25 protein-coding genes are annotated in these 18,105 nt (G+C 42.4%); 1 reads left to right on the top strand and 24 read right to left on the bottom strand.

Going from position 1 to position 18,105, the window contains the following annotated elements:
* Window positions 1-59 precede the first annotated feature (59 nt).
* The 9 genes from ACQSGY_RS05060 to ACQSGY_RS05020 all read right to left on the bottom strand — a co-directional run bounded on the left by ACQSGY_RS05060 (window position 60) and on the right by ACQSGY_RS05020 (window position 7,082).
* Window positions 60-1,070, bottom strand: coding sequence for an LLM class flavin-dependent oxidoreductase (locus tag ACQSGY_RS05060; RefSeq protein WP_427050941.1), 1,011 nt, complete (start codon window positions 1,068-1,070; stop codon window positions 60-62).
* Window positions 1,071-1,118: 48 nt separating this feature from the next.
* Window positions 1,119-1,871 (bottom strand): amino acid ABC transporter ATP-binding protein, encoded by a 753-nt coding sequence (locus ACQSGY_RS05055; RefSeq protein ID WP_111272589.1) that lies wholly within the window; start codon window positions 1,869-1,871, stop codon window positions 1,119-1,121.
* Window positions 1,868-2,578: an amino acid ABC transporter permease gene (locus tag ACQSGY_RS05050; RefSeq protein WP_427050940.1), complete on the bottom strand. Its 711-nt coding sequence runs from the start codon at window positions 2,576-2,578 to the stop codon at window positions 1,868-1,870. The genes ACQSGY_RS05055 and ACQSGY_RS05050 overlap by 4 nt, the downstream gene beginning before the upstream one ends.
* Window positions 2,575-3,270: an amino acid ABC transporter permease gene (locus ACQSGY_RS05045; RefSeq protein ID WP_145403262.1), complete on the bottom strand. Its 696-nt coding sequence runs from the start codon at window positions 3,268-3,270 to the stop codon at window positions 2,575-2,577. Before ACQSGY_RS05045 ends, ACQSGY_RS05050 begins: the two co-directional genes overlap by 4 nt.
* Before the next feature lie 27 nt (window positions 3,271-3,297).
* Entirely contained in the window at window positions 3,298-4,125 is an 828-nt protein-coding gene (locus tag ACQSGY_RS05040) for a transporter substrate-binding domain-containing protein (protein WP_427050939.1), read from the bottom strand.
* A gap of 366 nt (window positions 4,126-4,491) precedes the next feature.
* Window positions 4,492-4,974 (bottom strand): GyrI-like domain-containing protein, encoded by a 483-nt coding sequence (locus tag ACQSGY_RS05035; protein WP_427051198.1) that lies wholly within the window; start codon window positions 4,972-4,974, stop codon window positions 4,492-4,494.
* A 15-nt stretch (window positions 4,975-4,989) separates the two neighbouring features.
* Entirely contained in the window at window positions 4,990-5,574 is a 585-nt protein-coding gene (locus tag ACQSGY_RS05030) for a chloramphenicol phosphotransferase CPT family protein (protein ID WP_427050938.1), read from the bottom strand.
* 111 nt (window positions 5,575-5,685) lie between these two features.
* Window positions 5,686-6,432: a cyclase family protein gene (locus ACQSGY_RS05025; RefSeq protein ID WP_427050937.1), complete on the bottom strand. Its 747-nt coding sequence runs from the start codon at window positions 6,430-6,432 to the stop codon at window positions 5,686-5,688.
* A gap of 74 nt (window positions 6,433-6,506) precedes the next feature.
* Window positions 6,507-7,082: a histidine phosphatase family protein gene (locus ACQSGY_RS05020; protein ID WP_427050936.1), complete on the bottom strand. Its 576-nt coding sequence runs from the start codon at window positions 7,080-7,082 to the stop codon at window positions 6,507-6,509.
* 122 nt (window positions 7,083-7,204) lie between these two features.
* Here ACQSGY_RS05020 and ACQSGY_RS05015 point away from each other — a divergent pair, with 122 nt between their 5' ends.
* Window positions 7,205-7,825, top strand: a complete 621-nt coding sequence (locus ACQSGY_RS05015) for a hypothetical protein (RefSeq protein ID WP_427050935.1) — start codon at window positions 7,205-7,207, stop codon at window positions 7,823-7,825.
* 88 nt (window positions 7,826-7,913) lie between these two features.
* Here ACQSGY_RS05015 and ACQSGY_RS05010 read toward each other — a convergent pair whose 3' ends face one another.
* The 15 genes from ACQSGY_RS05010 to ACQSGY_RS04940 all read right to left on the bottom strand — a co-directional run bounded on the left by ACQSGY_RS05010 (window position 7,914) and on the right by ACQSGY_RS04940 (window position 18,049).
* Window positions 7,914-8,393 (bottom strand): hypothetical protein, encoded by a 480-nt coding sequence (locus tag ACQSGY_RS05010; RefSeq protein WP_427050934.1) that lies wholly within the window; start codon window positions 8,391-8,393, stop codon window positions 7,914-7,916.
* Window positions 8,394-8,471: 78 nt separating this feature from the next.
* Window positions 8,472-8,840, bottom strand: coding sequence for a hypothetical protein (locus tag ACQSGY_RS05005; protein WP_427050933.1), 369 nt, complete (start codon window positions 8,838-8,840; stop codon window positions 8,472-8,474).
* Window positions 8,841-8,951: 111 nt separating this feature from the next.
* Entirely contained in the window at window positions 8,952-9,749 is a 798-nt protein-coding gene (locus tag ACQSGY_RS05000; protein ID WP_427050932.1) for a patatin-like phospholipase family protein, read from the bottom strand.
* Between the two features lie 66 nt (window positions 9,750-9,815).
* Window positions 9,816-10,499 carry an Lrp/AsnC family transcriptional regulator gene (locus ACQSGY_RS04995; protein ID WP_427050931.1) on the bottom strand — a complete coding sequence of 228 codons (684 nt, stop codon included), beginning with the start codon at window positions 10,497-10,499 and terminating at the stop codon, window positions 9,816-9,818.
* Between the two features lie 203 nt (window positions 10,500-10,702).
* A complete protein-coding gene (locus tag ACQSGY_RS04990; RefSeq protein WP_427050930.1) occupies window positions 10,703-11,698 on the bottom strand; it encodes a hypothetical protein in 996 nt (331 codons plus the stop codon).
* A 59-nt stretch (window positions 11,699-11,757) separates the two neighbouring features.
* The gene (locus ACQSGY_RS04985; RefSeq protein WP_427050929.1) at window positions 11,758-12,201 is read right to left on the bottom strand and encodes a GNAT family N-acetyltransferase; all 444 of its coding nucleotides are present in this window, start codon (window positions 12,199-12,201) and stop codon (window positions 11,758-11,760) included.
* A gap of 63 nt (window positions 12,202-12,264) precedes the next feature.
* Complete coding sequence (locus tag ACQSGY_RS04980) at window positions 12,265-13,173, bottom strand: serine hydrolase domain-containing protein (protein WP_427050928.1); 909 nt, start codon at window positions 13,171-13,173, stop codon at window positions 12,265-12,267.
* Between the two features lie 237 nt (window positions 13,174-13,410).
* Window positions 13,411-13,947 carry a GrpB family protein gene (locus ACQSGY_RS04975; RefSeq protein WP_427050927.1) on the bottom strand — a complete coding sequence of 179 codons (537 nt, stop codon included), beginning with the start codon at window positions 13,945-13,947 and terminating at the stop codon, window positions 13,411-13,413.
* 45 nt (window positions 13,948-13,992) lie between these two features.
* Window positions 13,993-14,616, bottom strand: coding sequence for an NUDIX hydrolase (locus ACQSGY_RS04970; RefSeq protein ID WP_427050926.1), 624 nt, complete (start codon window positions 14,614-14,616; stop codon window positions 13,993-13,995).
* Between the two features lie 9 nt (window positions 14,617-14,625).
* Window positions 14,626-15,222, bottom strand: coding sequence for a hypothetical protein (locus ACQSGY_RS04965; RefSeq protein ID WP_427051196.1), 597 nt, complete (start codon window positions 15,220-15,222; stop codon window positions 14,626-14,628).
* A gap of 34 nt (window positions 15,223-15,256) precedes the next feature.
* Entirely contained in the window at window positions 15,257-16,300 is a 1,044-nt protein-coding gene (locus ACQSGY_RS04960) for a hypothetical protein (RefSeq protein ID WP_427050925.1), read from the bottom strand.
* Window positions 16,290-16,628, bottom strand: a complete 339-nt coding sequence (locus tag ACQSGY_RS04955; protein ID WP_427050924.1) for an ROK family protein — start codon at window positions 16,626-16,628, stop codon at window positions 16,290-16,292. The genes ACQSGY_RS04960 and ACQSGY_RS04955 overlap by 11 nt, the downstream gene beginning before the upstream one ends.
* Window positions 16,625-16,981, bottom strand: coding sequence for a DUF2834 domain-containing protein (locus ACQSGY_RS04950; RefSeq protein WP_427050923.1), 357 nt, complete (start codon window positions 16,979-16,981; stop codon window positions 16,625-16,627). Before ACQSGY_RS04950 ends, ACQSGY_RS04955 begins: the two co-directional genes overlap by 4 nt.
* Before the next feature lie 66 nt (window positions 16,982-17,047).
* Window positions 17,048-17,326 (bottom strand): hypothetical protein, encoded by a 279-nt coding sequence (locus ACQSGY_RS04945; RefSeq protein WP_427050922.1) that lies wholly within the window; start codon window positions 17,324-17,326, stop codon window positions 17,048-17,050.
* Between the two features lie 204 nt (window positions 17,327-17,530).
* Window positions 17,531-18,049, bottom strand: coding sequence for a GNAT family N-acetyltransferase (locus tag ACQSGY_RS04940; protein ID WP_427050921.1), 519 nt, complete (start codon window positions 18,047-18,049; stop codon window positions 17,531-17,533).
* Window positions 18,050-18,105 lie beyond the last annotated feature (56 nt).

Raw genomic sequence — 18,105 nt, 5'->3', positions numbered from 1 at the left:
TTACCGCTCTCCGATCTATATAAGTTTAACTTAAATACGGATGACAGGAATTGCTGTGCTTACACCAGTTCCCCCGTAAATGCTTCTTTCAGCAATTGGAATGAACGTCTCCGTTGTTCAAAATCGGGAATAATGGTTGTAAACACAAAGCTGTTTACGCCGTATTCCTTCGACAGCTCAAGCAGTCGCTTCCGCACGGTTTCCTTGGTGCCACGTGTAATGTCCGCTTCGCGCTCAACCGCCGTATATGTTTCTCCCGCTTGCCTTGCAAATTCCGCCGCCTGCTCCAACGTTTGCACATTCACGGTTTTGCCACTCTCCAGCGTTGCACGCACCGTTTTGTGCTGTCCCGCCAGCGCATTAGCCTCTTCCTCCGTATCTGCTGCAATGACCGACAAAGCCAGAATAGCTTCAGGCTCTCCGCCATGTTCCGTGTTAAACTGCGTACGGTACGTATCCAGCGCAGCGCGTGCCGTCTCGGGATCACTGTTGATAAACAGCGCGAACGCATAAGGAAGCCCCTGCTTTGCTGCAAGTTCCGCACTGGAAACACTCGTGCCGAGCATGTAAATACGTGCAGGCTGGCCCGGTAACGGATGAGCTGTCAGTCCTGGTTGCGCATGGGTTTCTCCTGCCGGAGCGTTCAGGAAGTTTCTCAGTTCTACCAGTTTGTCATCCAGCGTTTCCGGTTCTGCAATTCCCTTTTGCAACGCCTTCGTGGAACGAGGCAAGCCGCCTGGAGCACGCCCGATCCCTATTTCAACCCGCCCCGGAGCCAATGTCGCAAGTACATTGAAGTTTTCCGCCACCTTATATGGGCTATAATGCTGGAGCATGACACCACCGGAGCCGATACGGATTTTTTGAGTCTGTGCGAGCAGATACGAAACGAGCACTTCTGGCGAGGATCCGGCAACACCTTCCGAGTCATGATGTTCTGCTACCCAAAATCGGTCATATCCAAGTGATTCTGCAAGCTTCGCCACTTCTACGGTATTTTTCAACGCCTCCGCAGCCGACTGGCCCGGAAATACAATGCTTTGATCCAAAATCCCTAATGTAAATGACATTTTTCTTCCCCCTTAGATATTCCTTTTGATGTTTCTTATCCCGTTTTCTTATATGGAATACGCACTATCCGGTGTAATGCGTTTGAGAAACTGCTTCGTCCGTTCTTCCTTCGGATAGCGGAACAACTGCTTTGGCTCTCCCTCTTCGACAATGACCCCGCCATCCATAAATACAACGTGGTTCGCCACTTCCTGTGCAAAGCCCATCTCGTGAGTCACGATGATCATCGTTATGCCTTCCTCCGCAATCTGGCGAATAACCGCCAGCACCTCACCTACAAGTTCCGGGTCCAGCGCGGAGGTCGGTTCGTCAAACAGAATAACCTCCGGATTCATCGCCAGCGCCCGTGCAATCCCGACGCGTTGTTGCTGTCCACCTGAAAGCTGACTAGGGTATGAATCGAGCTTGTTTCCGAGACCTACTTTTTCAAGCAAGGCAACACTTCGCGTTCTCGCTTCATCTTTTGGCACTTTACGGACAGCCACAAGTCCTTCCATCACATTTTGCAGCGCTGTTTTATGGCGGAACAGATTATATTGCTGGAAGACCATCGCTGATTTTTGGCGTAAGGCATGGATGTCTTTTTTGGTGTGCTTCCCGTAATCCAAGGTAAAATCACCCAGTGTGATATGCCCGGAATCTGGTTTTTCCAAATAGTTCATGCAGCGTAGCAGCGTTGTTTTTCCTGATCCACTGGGTCCCAGAATCGCAACGACCTCTCCGCGCGCTACATTCAGATTAATTCCTGACAGCACCTTATTGTCTCCGAAGCTTTTGTGTATTTGCTTTAGTTCAATCATGACACGCCTCCCCGGCTGTACGACCTGAACCGCTTCTCTGCCACTGCGGTCAGTCTTTCAATCATGATGGTCAGACCCCAGAAAATAAGGGCTGCCGCCACGTAAGCCTCAAAAAATTTCCAATTGGTTGATGCGACAATTTGCGCCTTGGCGTTAATCTCCACCACCGATACCGCAAATGCCAGTGTAGAGCCATGCAACATGCCAATCAGCATGTTTGAGATGTTGGGTAGACTGGCTGCAAAGGCTTGTGGCAACACAATTCTGCGCAGTGCCTTCGTCCCTGTCATGCCCAGAGAATACGCGGCTTCAATCTGCCCGCGATCCACCGAGAGCAAGCCGGATCTGACTATCTCTGACGCATACGCACCCGCGGTAATCGAGAATGACAGGTAAGCAAAGCCGATCAATGGAATGGACGAGGAGTTGAACCCAAGCCCGAGTGATGAAGACACGCTGTCAATAATCATCGGCAGACCGAAATAGATCAGAAGCAGATGTGTAATCATGGGTGTACCGCGAATAAACGTAACATAGGCAGTCGCCAGTTGGCTTAGTACAGGAACACGAAACTGGCGGAGAAGTGCAACCGCTGTGCCGATGATAAAACCGAGGACTACCGAGACTACCGTGATGGCCAGTGTGATCGGGATGACACCGAGAAGCTGCACAAAGGCGGTCCATACAAAGGAAAGATCAAAGCTCATATCGGAGCAAACCCCCTCTTTTGCACTCTCCGCTCAAGCACACCGAACACCCGCTCAAGCACAAAACTCAAAACAAAATAAATGAGTGCCAGCGAGATATACGCTTCAATAAAATGACGAGAGATCGTTGCCAGTGTAGACGATTTGCCCGTCATCTCCATGACACCAACACTGAAGGCAAGGGATGTATCCTTCAGACTGCCAATGACCATGTTGGCGAATATAGGCAATGCCGTCACATAGGCCTGCGGCAATACAATTCGAAAGAACGCTTGCGGGCCAGACATGCCCATGGCATAAGCAGCTTCTACCTGACCCCGATCCACGGAAGCGACGGAAGCCCGAATCATCTCCACCATAAACGCTCCGCTATGGAGCGAGTAAGTCAGAATGACAAAGTAGATTGCAGGTGCGCGGTTGGCATTAATACCGAACAAACCCAAAATTTCCGGAACACCGTAATAGAACAAAAACAGCTGAATCAAGATCGGTGTACCGCGAAAAAAGGACACATACAGCTTAGACAGCTGTTTCAGCACCGGAATATTGTACATCTGCGGCAGTGCCGCGATGGAACTGATGATTAGACCAAACACCATTGCACTAACTACAATTAGAAGCGTAGTACTGATGGTGGGTAGGAGCTTTACAAAGTAGTCAATGACATAACTGAATTCAAATGGTGCACCCATCGCTGCGACCTGCCTTTCGTCTACGTGTTATTTGCTTTCTGATTGCGTAGCGTCAAAGCCAAGCCACTGCTCACTCAGTTTCTTCAACGTACCGTCTGCCTTGATTTCCTTCAGCGCTTCATCGATGCGGTCAGCGAGCTTTTGCTCGTCCGGATCGTCTTTGCGGAACATAAACAGGGTGTCCGATTCACTAAGTGGTGGACCCACCAGCTTCAGATCGCCATTAGGATCTACGAGTGGAAGTGTAAAGTCCGCCGCTACAAACGCTGCAACCCGTCCAGCCTTGAGCTGTGCGATAGAATCGTTCGCCACACCGCTTGAATACACAATATCAAGTGCGTTGTTGTGTTCCTTGTTGTAGTTTTCCAGCAAGATGGCCTGGGCACTGGTTGCGGTCGTTAACACTTTTTTGCCTTTCAGATCATCGATGGAATGAATCGTATTGTCATCTTTGAGAACAGCTATTTTGTTCTTCCAGTGAGAATACGCTTCTTTATTAAATAAATATTTCTCTTCGCGCTCCGGATTTTTCTCCATCTGATGCGCTACCATGTCAATCTTGTTTGTTTCAAGGCTGAGCAGCAAGTTCGTGAACTCCATCGTCTGCAGATCAAACTCATAATCATCCAGTCGTTTATCAATTTCTCTGACGAGTTCTACATCATATCCCGTCAGCTTGTTATTTTCGTCAATAAAAGCGACATTCGGAAATTGTGTGCCTGTTCCTACAATAATCTTGGTTGGTTCTTTCGCTCCGTCAGCTCCCGATGCCGTCTTTGTGTCTCCCCCGGTGCTGCATCCTGTCAGCGCTAATACGATTGCAGTTGTAAGTGTTAGAACAGACCATTTTTTCATGTTTTTCTCCCCCGTTATGTTTACCGTTATTTTTAAACCATTAATTCTTACATGTTAACTAGGAATTAATTTATATAAAAATAGCATTCCAACAGGAATATCGTCAACGGGTTTACTTATAGAACAATTCTATATATAAATAAAATATTCAATGGGTGCGATTACGCCCAAGTCACATGTTGAGGATGAAACGTCATCGCAGTCACCCGCGGGGCCGCCCATAGGTAGCCAAGTCGCTTGGCTAACATGAAAGCGGCAGCCTTCATATCTGGTGCATCAATGAACTTGTTCAAAAAAGAAAGGTATGGATTCCCTACCCCAAGGAATCCATACCTTCCGAACTGTTATCATCTCGTTTATTCTATATTATGGGTTAACTTTGCTGACTGGAAAGAGGATTTCGACAGGCTCTTCATCTGCTTCTTCATCGATATAATAAATCTCGATCTGACTCGAACCGTATAATTGAGGTTCATATCCATTCTGCCTGATCCATTCATGAAGCTTATCGTGGCCTTCTCCAATGGTTTTATTCGTACACAGGACTTTGACATAAGTGGTTTCTGGCAGTACAAAAGCCAACATTCCTTCAGGAACATCCGCAATCTCTGTCACCTCGACACAACCAAAATACGTAGCTATAATGCCATTACACATGAATGGACTAAATAATACTTCGTAATCTTTTCCATGTTTAATTTTCTTTCTACGATCCCAGAATGCACGTTGAACCTCAACCGCGAGCTCAGGGAATGCATCTGGAAAATTCCCCGTCTCACACAGGCCTACGAGCTTATATTCCCTATTTACTACTTCAATGTCAAATGATCTTGAAAGCTCTTTACCCATCACCCTTCATCTCCTTCAGTCTCTTCGATTTATTTTCTTAAAGGCCGAGTATTTCTGATCGGACTGCATGTATTGCAGTATTTTCTCGGCACATGCAGCTGAGCTGAGTTCTTCTGTGTTCACTTCCAGATCATATTCTTCATAGGCATAGACATAATCGAATTGAGAAAGAGCAAGTCCAGCTGCGCGATTTCCCCTTCTCTGCTCTCTTCGGGTGAGTTCTTCTTTCGAGCAACGCACGCCTACAAACATAATCGGATAATCTGCAATCACATCATAAAAATCATTGAAAAACTTGTCGTTGGAGATGACCGTATCCACGATGACATTCAAGCCCATCTCCGAGAACAATTTAATAGTTGCATAGTATAATGAGCCAATCGGGTCAATAAGAATATCTGTCATTTCATTTGCATCTAATTCTCTTGTAGGTTGCATATCCGGGTATGTATTGTCGATAAACTGCTCATAATTCAGGAAAAATTGATCTACAGACAGATGATGTAATGGGACTTCTGCCTGCTTTTTCATTTCCTCCGCGATGCTTGATTTTCCCGAGCTTGACGTTCCGTTCAAGAATATAATAAGACCTCGTTCCATATAAATCCCCCTTATGATTTGGTTTGTTCTCCCTACCAGAACATATTTTATAAAATAGTTTTTTGTTCGTATTCAACAGGTTGAATTGAAATCATCGCTCTTCTCCTTTGATCATTCATAAGCCAGCAATATCGGGCGAATCGGTGAGCCAGATCCGTTTTTAATTTTCAAAGGTAGTGCCATGAATACGCCTGTTGACGGGGCCTGATTCATTCTGCTGAAGCCTTCCATAATCAAAATCTTGTTGGGTAAAAAATATTTAGAATGACCTGGAGCGCTCAGAATTTCCCCATTCACCATACAAATATCTACCCCTGGGGTATCTGCTCCAATAGCTTTAATTCCCGATTCGTAAAAGTACTGGCATACTTCACTGGTTAAACCTGGTTCATTTTTCCCCCACCAGTCTCTTTCCTTGCCACTCGCGTCCGGTTTATAGTATTGATCCCAGCCAAAGTCAATCAGTACAATATCCCCGGCCTGAACAGAAAAGTGATCCCGCTCCTCTACCTCTCGGAGTATATCTATTCCAACAGGTTTGCCTGCTTCAAGAGCATAGTTTACCAGATCGTATTTCTTGTAAGGACCAATTAGACAATCTATCGGAAGCTGATCAATCGTTGCCTTCTCTCCATGACAATGAACCGGGGCATCTACGTGTGAGCCCGTGTGCTCTGATATAATTAACGTCTGTGCATAGTACCCGTGATGGCAAAAGTTACGATGATTCTCCACAATACCGAGGGACGGATGATGATGAAATCCTGGCATATTCGTTTCAAACACAGGGGAAATATCGTATACATTCAGTTGATTAAAACAATTCATAAATTGACGGACAAGCTCCGAAGATTGCAAAAGACACGCCTCCATATTCAAACTTATCTATATTTTACCAGAAATCACTCGAAAGAACAAGTGTTCTCTTTTTTTTATATCGTGTTATTTTCCCAGAGCCTTGTCACTTTCTCTAACTTCACCTCCTCAAAATGTAGTTGGTAGATATCCGGCTTCCGGGTCTGATGCATAAAGTCTAACCCATAACTTGAGTCAAAAGAATTCATCATTAACGTCATTACATGTCCGTGTGTGCCGATCGCTATTTTTTTCCCCCTATAGTCAACTAAAATCTGCTTCAATACATTCACTGCTCTACTCTGGCACACCCGATTCGACTCACCTCCCGGTAAAGCATAATCGGGGTCACCAAACATCATCTTCTCCGCAGGACCGAAATCCTCATCAGCAATAAGCTCATCTGAAAAATGTCTCTCCCGCAGATCCTCTACAGTCTGGATATCCATTGCTAACGCCTTCGCCAGCCCCTCCAAGGTCAGAACAGCTCGCGCATAAGGACTTGAAATAATCGTATGTATGCCTTCATTTTTCAAAATCTCTGTTACTTTGACTGCATTCATCTGCCCCGCCAAGGTAAGGCCCCTTGTTCTTTCCGTTCCTTCATTGTAGGGTGACTCTGCATGCCTAACCATGTATACGATCGTTTTCATAGGACCCTCCTCAAGTGCCTGGCTCGTACAATAAGTAATTTACAATCATTTTTAAATATGTGTATAGTAAAAATAAACCATTTCCATTACAAAGAAGTAAATCTAAGTGAAAGGATTAAACCATGTCTCTTTTCCAAAAGAAAGGTCTACTATTCTCATTACTCGTTGTATTTATTATCTCCATAGGTACAAGCGCAATCCTATTTATAAATGGTCAAACCAAGCCAGACGCTCCAATAAATAAAGTCGTACATCTTTCAGCCAACGCTTTAACCTTTCATGAAATAGATAAACTCGATGCCTTTGCGGAATTGATCGTTATTGGTTATGCCACAGAAGATTTCAGGGCTCGGGAGCATGTCATTACAGCATTCGACGATGGCACGATGCAATCCTTTCATACAAATACACCTATTCGAATTGAGAAGATATTGAAGAAACCGGAGGATTTTCCTGCAGATCAGCAGGACCTGACCATCATTGAACCCGTAAGCCTGGATGGGGACGTCAAATATACAGCCGATGGCTATGTGGAAATGCAGAAGGGGGATACAAGTGTACTTTTTTTGATGCGAAATACTTATGGCGACTACGGGTTAATCAATGGAAGCTTGGGAAAATTCAGCCTGGAGGGCATCCGTCAGAGCAGCATGCCTGAAGCCGCCACAGCACAACAATGTTCAGAATACGCAGCCTTTCGCGACTCTGTTATGAAAAAGTACAATTTAGGCGAAGATTCTTAATTTCATCTCCATTGTCATAAAGATACGTTTAATCAGATCAGCCCCGAGGTAGGGGCTTCTTTCTCATCTCAATTGTTCAAACTATGCTCTACAACCGTTTATCCCGATCATACGCAGCCAGTTTCTGTTCAATGTACGCCCACGCGCTACTCAAATCTCGGTGCACCCAGTCAATGTCATCAATGGTCTGATCACTGTATATACCTAAAATCAATGTCCTTATCGCTTCTTCCGAGCGTTCTCCGACAATAAGTGCTGTTGGAAAAGGAATGTCCCCGTATTTCGCGTGACCAATATCAAAGACATTTTCCATCCGATCTCCCCACTCATATGCAAGTTCACTCAAATTAAGAATCAAACCTGAAGGTTCCCAGGCTTCCACCACCGCTTCTCCAATCGCACACATATATCTGGCATCTGAGTTCCCTGCTGAACCAAAACCATACTCCCCCAAAAATTTCAAGATCATGATGCTGCAGTAATGAACGGCTTGGGAATCTCCCATATGCACCTCGTATTTCAATTCACTAAGCTCTTCCAGCTTCAACTGCTTGGTTACAATGTCCATAACACCCTCCATAGCTTACTTTTAAATGTTACAAAACGGTCGAATATCTGTCTTCCCATTCATTAAACTACTTCGTTCTCAAGTCATCATTTCACCTTTCCAATTCACACTTCTGATCTTTTTGTCTTTCGAGAGACACCAATCGATTATCTGCCCGATTAGCCCTGGCGTGACAATCTCATCATTCCATGATGGTGTTAATACTCTTCTATGGCCGATATAATCTTCGGTCCACCCTTCAAATTCCTTACCGAGGATAACTAAAATCGGAGACGCTTGTGGGCCTCTACTGCATTGTCCTATCTCATAAGAAACGATAAACTTTTTATCCTCAGAAACGATATGTAATTTCATCACGCCTTCGTCATCGAAATCCTGCTTTACATACCAATAAAACAGTCGATTTGCACGAATAATCTTGCGTTTATATTTTTTCTGCACACCCATTATTTCACCTCATTACACAGTTGACTATACTATTATGGGTCCCTTCCCAATCAATTCCAAAGGAAAACATTCCAAAAATAAGTTTGGGTTATGACAAGGCCTTGATTTTTCCTAAATCAGACTCATTTCTTCGGACATTAGTCTATGTTGGAGCTCAGGCATCATCGCATCCATCGCCTCTTCCCCAGCCGCAATACATTCAAGGGATTTGCTTACATCAAAGGCAGCGTACGGACCTACATCGGGTCTGACCACCATATCAGCCAAGCTTAGGCTGCTATGCTTTCGTTCGGCAGTCATCAGGCTGTAGGAGCGATAGACCACTTCAACCATGTTACGCGGTGGCTTCTTTTCATGCTCTCTGGATACATCTACGGCCAGTATACAATTTACGTTTTCCTCTTTCATATTGGCTACCGGCAAGTTGTTCAGAACTCCGCCATCCACCAGCATTCGTCCATTCCACATCAAAGGAGCGAAAACACCCGGAAAAGCCGACGTTGCACGAAGCGCAGTCACCAGATCGCCCTGATCTATCGTAACTTGTGTGCCTTCCATCAAATCCACAGCAATCGTTTTGAACGAAATCGGTAGCTGCTCAATGCATATGTCTTGCAATTCATGCTCAGCAAGTAAACCGCTCACGACCTGTGCAATCCCGTTGCCAGCCAGAATGCCCTTTAGCCAATTCCCACGATCGAGAAAACGAAGCTTGGGTGTATGAATAAGTGTATTCTCAATCTCATGGACAGGCACACCCGCGGCATACAAACCACCTACAACGCCGCCCATACTTGTGCCAATGATGCAATCCACCGCAACGTGATTTTTTTCCAAAGACTTCAAGATACCAATATGGGCAAGCCCTCTTACAGCCCCACCGCCCAGAACCAAACCTAACTTCTTCATCTACACACCGCCTCTCCATTATTTCTCCATCCACCCAAAAGACCCAAAAACTAAGCACAGAAGCTTCTACGCAAGTGCTTCGAGAATAAAGTCGGCAAGCACCGTATGCTCCGCCTGACTTAACGCTTGGATTCGATTCGCATATGACCCGACCAATACCATTAAGTCCTGTCCAACATCTTTGCTCATCATTTGTACAATTGTGCCTACCACTGTGCCAATGAATATAAGCAGCCGGGGCTGATCCCCATCAGTCTCCTGTACCAATTTGCGGATTAGCGCATTCATGCGACGATTCAATTGTCTGGTATATATTATTAATATGCCGGAGATGTATCCGCAGATTTCGAAATTAGAGCCCGTTTCAGGAATCTCAATTAGAAGTTTGGTTATCAGCTCTTGCGCACTTGCGTCCTTGAACCCGCTCAGCATATCACGAATAAATTGAAGACTAACCTGTGTCTTCTCTGGTTCACCGTCCTGATCCAGCTTTGCCTCTTTCCCTAGCAGCGCCGCTGCTTTCTCCGTGGGTGTAAAAACCACCTGCGAACGTCCCGTCACATTTGGATTCGTCTCATAGCTACGGGTGACAAAGCCTGCTTTTTCAATAGCCTTCAGCATATCATATGCCGTCCATTTACTCACCCCGAGAACCTTGGCTAACGCTTCATAATGAACGGGCAAACGGCTCTGCTGATACATGTCAACCAGTTGTTCCAGGAACTGCAATCTGCGTTTGGAAAGTGCCATAGCGGCTCACCTCCCTTCCATCTATGTGATGTGTTTTTCAATATTAAACCTTTAACGTTCTTGGGCTTTTTGTGGATTATCGTATCATCTGAATATGATATCGTCAATGTTCCTTTTGAAGCTTCGATCCCTTTCATCACTCATGACGACTTGTCCGAATGTATCAAGTTCTTGTTTTTCTTACCTCACTGTTTTCCCCTCTTCTACCTATCTTTGATGAATTCTATCTCTCCTCTAGCAATAACCTTGTTCGTTCTTAGAGAAAACGTGTTTCCCGGTGCTAACAAATGGGTCGGCACTTCTGCTGAGTTATGAAATAAATAATGTAAATCAGCTCTGACTTTCCTGTTCTCATCAGGCTGACTATGTAACTTCACGACCGCACTCCAAAGCCCAAACTGTAAATCCTGATCCACATCAAACACAACAGGTGCAGAGAAATCCTCCTTGATTACAGCCCTCTGTCCGCCCTCTGCCTCGCTCAAAAAATACAAACTCACTACGGCTGTTTTCTTCATCGTATGATCAGTCAAATCTTTCTTTTCTTTCATCGTTTCTGCAATGTGTATCAAAGCAGCCTCGGACATCTGCTCGCCTATAAGTTCATACTGCAGCGCCTTACCGCTACTTCCTGCTTCAATCCAGATTAAGCGATCTGCTCCATGATTCGAAAAATAAAATGCTTCCGCCCCCCGCACAAGAAGGTTTTTCACCTGAGACAGCTCATGTTCGGAAAGTTGAATCCGACTCTTGGTTGTGCCGAAAATATGGAGTGTGCACGTACCCTCTCCTTTATAGGTTAACCGGACACCCACAAGTGTGTTATTTGGTTTCAGGTCCCGGACCACCACCTTCTGACCTGTCATTCTGCTTTCCTCTGACATGGCTTCAATTTCATCCGTGGTCAGATTATCGAACCCGTAATAAACCTGAATGTGATCAGCCTCAGCATGGCTTGGAAACTTAGGCTGCCAATGCGTCATCGCTTCCTTCAATTCATTTAAACTGTACTGCCATTCAACAGCCGCATAATTCGTTTGCTGTGTAAACTGGTTGTTTGCCTCAGCATCCGCAATGTAAATGGCCTTCCCGTCACCAGGTCTTAACGTACGTATGATCTGGTCTACAGCATGATCACTCTCCAGCGATTGCATTTGAATTTTACCAAGAAAATCACCATTTTGACTTTTAATGTCCATCCGTGGTCACTCCTCTGTTTTGATTCAAACAACATTATTTAATTCGTCTCAAGCATCTCTCACATCGTTAATACAAATCCCGTCTTTTTGCCCTTTGTAAACCCTGCTCGCTCATAGAAACGATGCACTTCTGCCCGCTGAGAACCCGTCATTAACATTAATTTATAACAATTGGCTTCCCGGCTGATCATCTTGGCCTTTTCTAAAGCCAGTCGACCAAACCCCCGCCTCCTGTAATCCCTATGTGTTACAACATTTTCAATCAATCCGTAAGGTCTTGCATTTCTAGTAAGGTTTCTAATGATGACAACGACGCAAGAAGCAACAAGTATGCCTTCATGCTCTACAACAACAATATTCATGTTTTTATCCTGCAGCATCTCAGCCCAAAGATCTGCCAAACCTGGATTCCTGTCCAGTACAGGATCATTCGGCTGAAGAAACGTGTACAGCAATAACAAATCTTCTAATTCATCTGCATGAACCAAACGAGCTCCCGTCACGCCATCCCACCTTCCTTCACAATATCGTTTTATTTCTTGATTTACTGTATCTCTTTATGTATATCAGGATTGAAGGCACTTATAAAATGTTTCATTAAAGGATACCTGATCTTCCGCATAGTTATGGGTATATTTGTTTAACATTCGCACCGCTACAGCATTCAGTTCAGGTACAATTACACAATGGCATCCGGCAGCCCCGGTAGCGTAATATCCGTTCTTTTGATAATACCAGCCAAAAATCCGGTTTCGATCTGCTGTATCCTCTCTTAGCTGCTCTACAAGTTGGAAGACCTCAAGGGGTACGATTCGTTTGTTATGATTTAGGCCCTGATGTAAATGAAGATTGCCCCAATATGCCAGATCTCTTGCGCTTGCGTACAAGTTCCGCTCATGGCCTTCATCTGATTCAATTCGGATAGAAGCATAGCCGTCTGCAGCTTGAAAATCACAAACCAATCTTGAATGAGGTGCTGAAACCCATTGCGTATTGGATAACTCCAAAGGTTTAAACACACACTCGGTTATAAGCTTTGCAATGGTGCTACCTGTCATTTCTTTGATTAACCTAGAAGCAACTTCTTCTCGTTCCATTCGAGCTGCACCAAAATATTTAACACTTGTTTTCGCAGCTAAATCCCTGATCGTTATGCCGTTCAAATCACTTTCAGGCATATCGGTGATAATATCTGCAACCTTCGTATCTATAGACACTCTGCTCTTTATAACGGCAATGGCTGTGGCCAGCCCAACATAGGTCTTTCTTACGGAATATAGATTAAACATGGAATCCGCGTTAACTTGAAGAGCACCGCTTTTAAAATGATGTTTTCCCGAGTACCACTCCGTGGTGATTTGATTGTCTTGAATGACGATCACAGAAGCCGCCGAGGCACCATAGTTCTTCACAGCTTCCTGAGTATGTGAGATGAGTGGCTTGAACATATTATCTAATAGTACAGGGTTGTCCATGACTTGATCCTCCTCAGAAACCTATTCCTCATATTCTTTCAATTGCCCTATGATCCTTACTTAAAACAGCAAACACGACTGCTCGGCTGCATTCTCAAATCGTAATTGACGAAGTACCATTCTTCGCAGTATTTGGAAGCGCATTCAAAAATTCCCTTGTAGCTCTTTTTGAATAATCAGTTCCCAACTGTACACCTGTAAATCTTGATCACCAGAAACTACAACTAAAAACGTGTATTATTGCTTATATTCATTGATCACCTTTATTACAAATTCAGTTTTCCCTCTGGTATAGTCTTCACGATGATGTTTATATTTTTCGGCGAGCTCTTTCTTTAGAATTGCATAAGCTTCACTAAGTTCAGGTTGTTTTCGTAAGATGTCTCTAAAAGTAATATGATTGAACAAAACATCGCTCTCTTTACTACAAACATAAAGACGATGTTCTGCTTTTTGATTACTTTCTCTGGTATAAGGCACCTTGTCATCCGCTCTTGCAAATGCCTCTCTGTTCTCAACTCCTAAATTTCCTTCGTGAATATAACCCAGATGGTTCAAGCTCTTAATTACCTGTGGAAGTAATTCCATTGAATCTATGACGATATCAAGATCAATAATTGGCTTCGCCGCAAGACCTGGAACAGAAGTGCTACCTACATGTTCAATAGATAAGGCCAGATCACCTAGGTGTTCTTTCAATATTTTCTTTAATTCTGAAAACCTTAAAGGCCAATCTTCACTATATTTTTCGATAATCACTGGTTTTACGTTCATGTAGCCCCCTAATTTGATTTTTTAACCTCTTGAGAGAGACACTTCTCAATCAACAATTACTGCTTTCTGCGGGTCATCTAGAAATTGAAACATCGTTTGGATCTGGTTAGGAGTATTTCTTTCAAGTGACAGTGTAGGTATCTCTTTTCTATCAAAGAAACCAACCTCAAGAGTTTCAAGCCCCCCTTTTGGATCGCCCGAAACAATCTCACAATGAATAAAAATTTTATATACATGATACTGTTCTGGTGGATGATCATGAAATTTTTTATCAAGTACAGCTAGTATTCGTTTCGATGTAGTAATGAACCCTGATTCTTCCTCTATTTCTTTAACTACTACTTCGGAAGGAGAATAGCCAATGTCAGCCCAACCACCTGGTAACGCCCATGCATTATCAGCCTTTTCTCTTACCAAGAGTATTTTACCTTCTTGAAAAACAACACCACGTATATCTACCTTAGGAGTAGCATACCCCGTTTCACTTCCAAAGTGCAGTTTAATCTTATCCATTCCTACATTAGTATAATTCTCAAGAATCTCAATACTAAGGGCTCTTAATTCTTCATATCGTTCAAGATCATATACATCTTTTGAATATGTCAAACCTGTTTGCGCGATGGCTTGAATCCTCTTAACCCAATCAAGCCATTCAATACCTGAACTCATGGTCTTCTCCTACCTTTCGTAATTTGACAACATGTCATTATATTCTGATATAAGTAGACTCAAGATTTCTTCAACAGGCATGCCGGCTGAAATATGAGTTCTATTCCAATTAATTCTTGAGAAAACCTCTGAATAGCACTTATTTAAAATTTCTAGATTATCCAAACTTTCTAAATGATGAATTGGGGGTGAGAGTCTTTCTGTTAACCTTTGATAAGCTTCTATGGGCTCGATATCAATAAAATAACTTATGGTAGGGTGAAAAAAATGGGAAATCAAATTTATCATAGGTTCAATATTGGCATTATAATGCAGACCTTGAGCAAGGATATCATAAACATATCTATCCAACACAAGTATCTTATTAGAATGATTTTGAAGTTTTTTATTAAATGTATCCAACCAATCAATTAAAATACCGTAAATATACATATTACCATTGATGTTTGGAATATATGAGAACGGATCACCAAATTCATTTTCACAATATTTTTTTATTATCTCATTAACAACATAATCCGGCTTACAGTATTCAGAGTTATATCCTCTAACATAAAGAGCTGCTGCTATTTTTTGAGCATACGTTGTTTTTCCTGCACCATCAATCCCAGAAAAAGAAATAATAATCGCTCACACCACCTTATAAGATTAGAGTCCCTTGAATAACTCGATTATTTTCTGTATCCGTAATAAGTAGATCGCCGTTGTTAGCGATTTCAATCCAACGAGCAGCGCAGAGCTTCTTAAGGGGAAGCTTATCGGGATATATAATTTTTACTACTTTACCATACCACTCACCATCTTTTAAGATATATACCATCCTTTGGTTGGCTGTATCCATAACTAAAAAACCTTTCAAATAAGGCATCATAAACCTAGGTCTATTAAACGTGTCCCATTTTTTATCTTCAAATGAATAAAAACCATTTATCTCTTCGCGTCTTTGATCAACTGTTATCAAAATAATTTGGCTTTTACCAGAATTGGCTATCACTATTCCTTTTGAAAAGTACTTAGCAGAATGAGGGTCGTCTAGATCTGCCCAGATTCGTAACAGTTCCCCGTTTTGGTTAAGTTCAACAATCTCGTTATTGCTTGTCAAGGTGATAAGTAGGTTACCAGTCTTACGTTCAACTTCAATATGGTGGGGATCACCCAAACTGTTAAGCTGGTCATCATGATTATAATCGTTAAAAGAACCTGCAAGTGATGAACAGAAGTTTGAAATACCAGATTGTTTGTTGTAGAAGCAAAAGTTATTTTTGTGAGTGTTTGCAATAATCCAATAATTATTAACTTCCTGAATACTTCTTGGATAAGTAAGGAGGTGTTTTTCAACAGGTGAGTGCCCTATTTCATTTACTATTTTGCCTGAGAAGTCTACGGTGATAATTCTTTGATTCTTTGAATCTGCGATAACTGTACTGCCATCAGCCAAACGTCTTGCACATGTCGGCTTCCACAACAAACCGTCAATTGATCCAAGTTCTCCAGCATTACCGTATTGCCACACTATATTGCCTTCTAAATCAATTTCAATGACCCTGGAATTTATTGAATCACAAATTAATATGGTTCTGCTTTGATCAATATAGACGGAAAACATAGGAACGTTTAATTGTTCTTTATCTCCAGGTCTGTTTTTGATTCCGAAAGATGTGACTAAATTCAGATCAAGTATCAAAATATCGATAGCCCGCTGCTGTCATATCATTTACCACGTAAATGTCTTCTATATCTAACTTTTTCTTTAATATTTCAGCTAAAGGAATGTGCCTAGTATTTATTCCGCCCCAAAGTGTAGGTGCTGAAGAAACCGCGCCTACACTATTTACTGGACCAGGAAATGAAACTCCTACACCTAATATATTGTAATTAGACATATATGACTCATATCTTCCGACAAAGTATTCAATTAGCAAATCCACTAAGTTTTCGATAGAAGACTCAGGATTATTAAGATAGCTTGGACTTTCTTGTTTTACTACTTCAAGCAATACACCATTACTCAAAAATATTCCAGATCTTTTAGGTTTCTATCTTTCATTTTATCCATATGAATTTCACGCAGTAATAAAAATAATGGCAATCCCAAAGAAACACCCACAGTTAATGTCCCAAGGATCGGTATCCACTTATACTTTATGCCAACTCGCTTTCCTTCATATATAATAAATCCAATTAAAACAACGGCCGAAACGAGTACATCCAACCAGGCAAAAGCACTAATTCGATTCTGGCTTGCTTCATTCCATAACAACGTCAGGTTAAACCCATTCTCGCCAATCCAAGGAATAAACTCCATGTAAGGTAACGCTATTCCTAAAATGGATAACACTCCATAAAAATATTTCAAACTGCTCACCTCGAAAATTTTAGTTATAAACGATAACGATTTTAATACCTTGAACGATCCTTAATCAGGTATTGATTACATTCGTTGTTGTTCTTCCATCCATTCTTCGAGTGTCTCTTTTATAAGAAATCGATCTTTGGAACAAATACTTTTAATCTCATTCCAGTTCCCATCAACAAGCTGCAAACAATATTGACCATTCATATCTGAATCGGGGTACCATCCTAGATCCAGTAGCATAACCTCTTCTTTTTCAGGGATGTACCACTTCCCTTTTTTTATTTTTAATTTCGTAATCTGTAATAAGTCTTCTGTGAAGAACCCCCAATTTTCAATAAAGTAGTCACTATCCATACTAGAACAGGTTCTACATCATAGAACTTGTTATACGTTATGGCATAGCCTGCTGGAATCTTAAGTGGTATTAGGTTCAATTCTAGTTCCACCTGTAACTTTCCTCCTCCAATCTGGATGTGTGGAAATTTGCTCGGTTACACCTCCTTCAGAAATTATTTCCCAAGTCATGCAGCGCTTATTGGTCTATTCTTTGAAGAGCTTTCAAGTCTCTATCCAAAATCTATTTAATACGTTTCCATCTTCTTCTATAAAATCTTTATCCCTTAATCCACCGTTCTTAACGATGGTCTTTTTAGATGCTTCATTAATTTCATCACATACTAAAAGCACCTTCGATATTCCAAGCTTTTTACATTCTAGTAATGCCAGTTTTAAAAGCTCTGCAGCGTATCCTTTCCGTCTTTCCGACGGTCTGATTCCATAGCCAATATGTCCACCACTGTGAAATAGTTTATCTGTCAATTCGTGTCTAATATTTACTGCGCCTACAACAATATCATTGGCTACTAGCCAATAAGTTGAATTGGCAACAAAACCATTGGTATTCTTTCCTTGTTTGTTATGATTAAGCCAGGTAATCATGTCTTCAAAGTTTTCGGGGTCTTTCTGAATCACCCATGGAACCATACCTTCTCCACTTTGTTTCCATTCCTGATAAAAACTCAAATAGGCGTCTTTCAGTTCAATACTCGGATTAGTTAAAACCAACGGATCTTTCAACAGCATTGCCTCCATTTCATTCTATTTCGGGTATTACGCGTAACGGTCCTTTATTT

It is taken from the genome of Paenibacillus sp. TC-CSREp1, assembly GCF_050171015.1.
Classification (GTDB): Bacteria; Bacillota; Bacilli; order Paenibacillales; family Paenibacillaceae; genus Paenibacillus; species Paenibacillus silvae.
The sequence above is the reverse complement of the archived record's forward strand: the minus strand, read 5'-3'. Positions and strand labels throughout refer to the sequence as shown.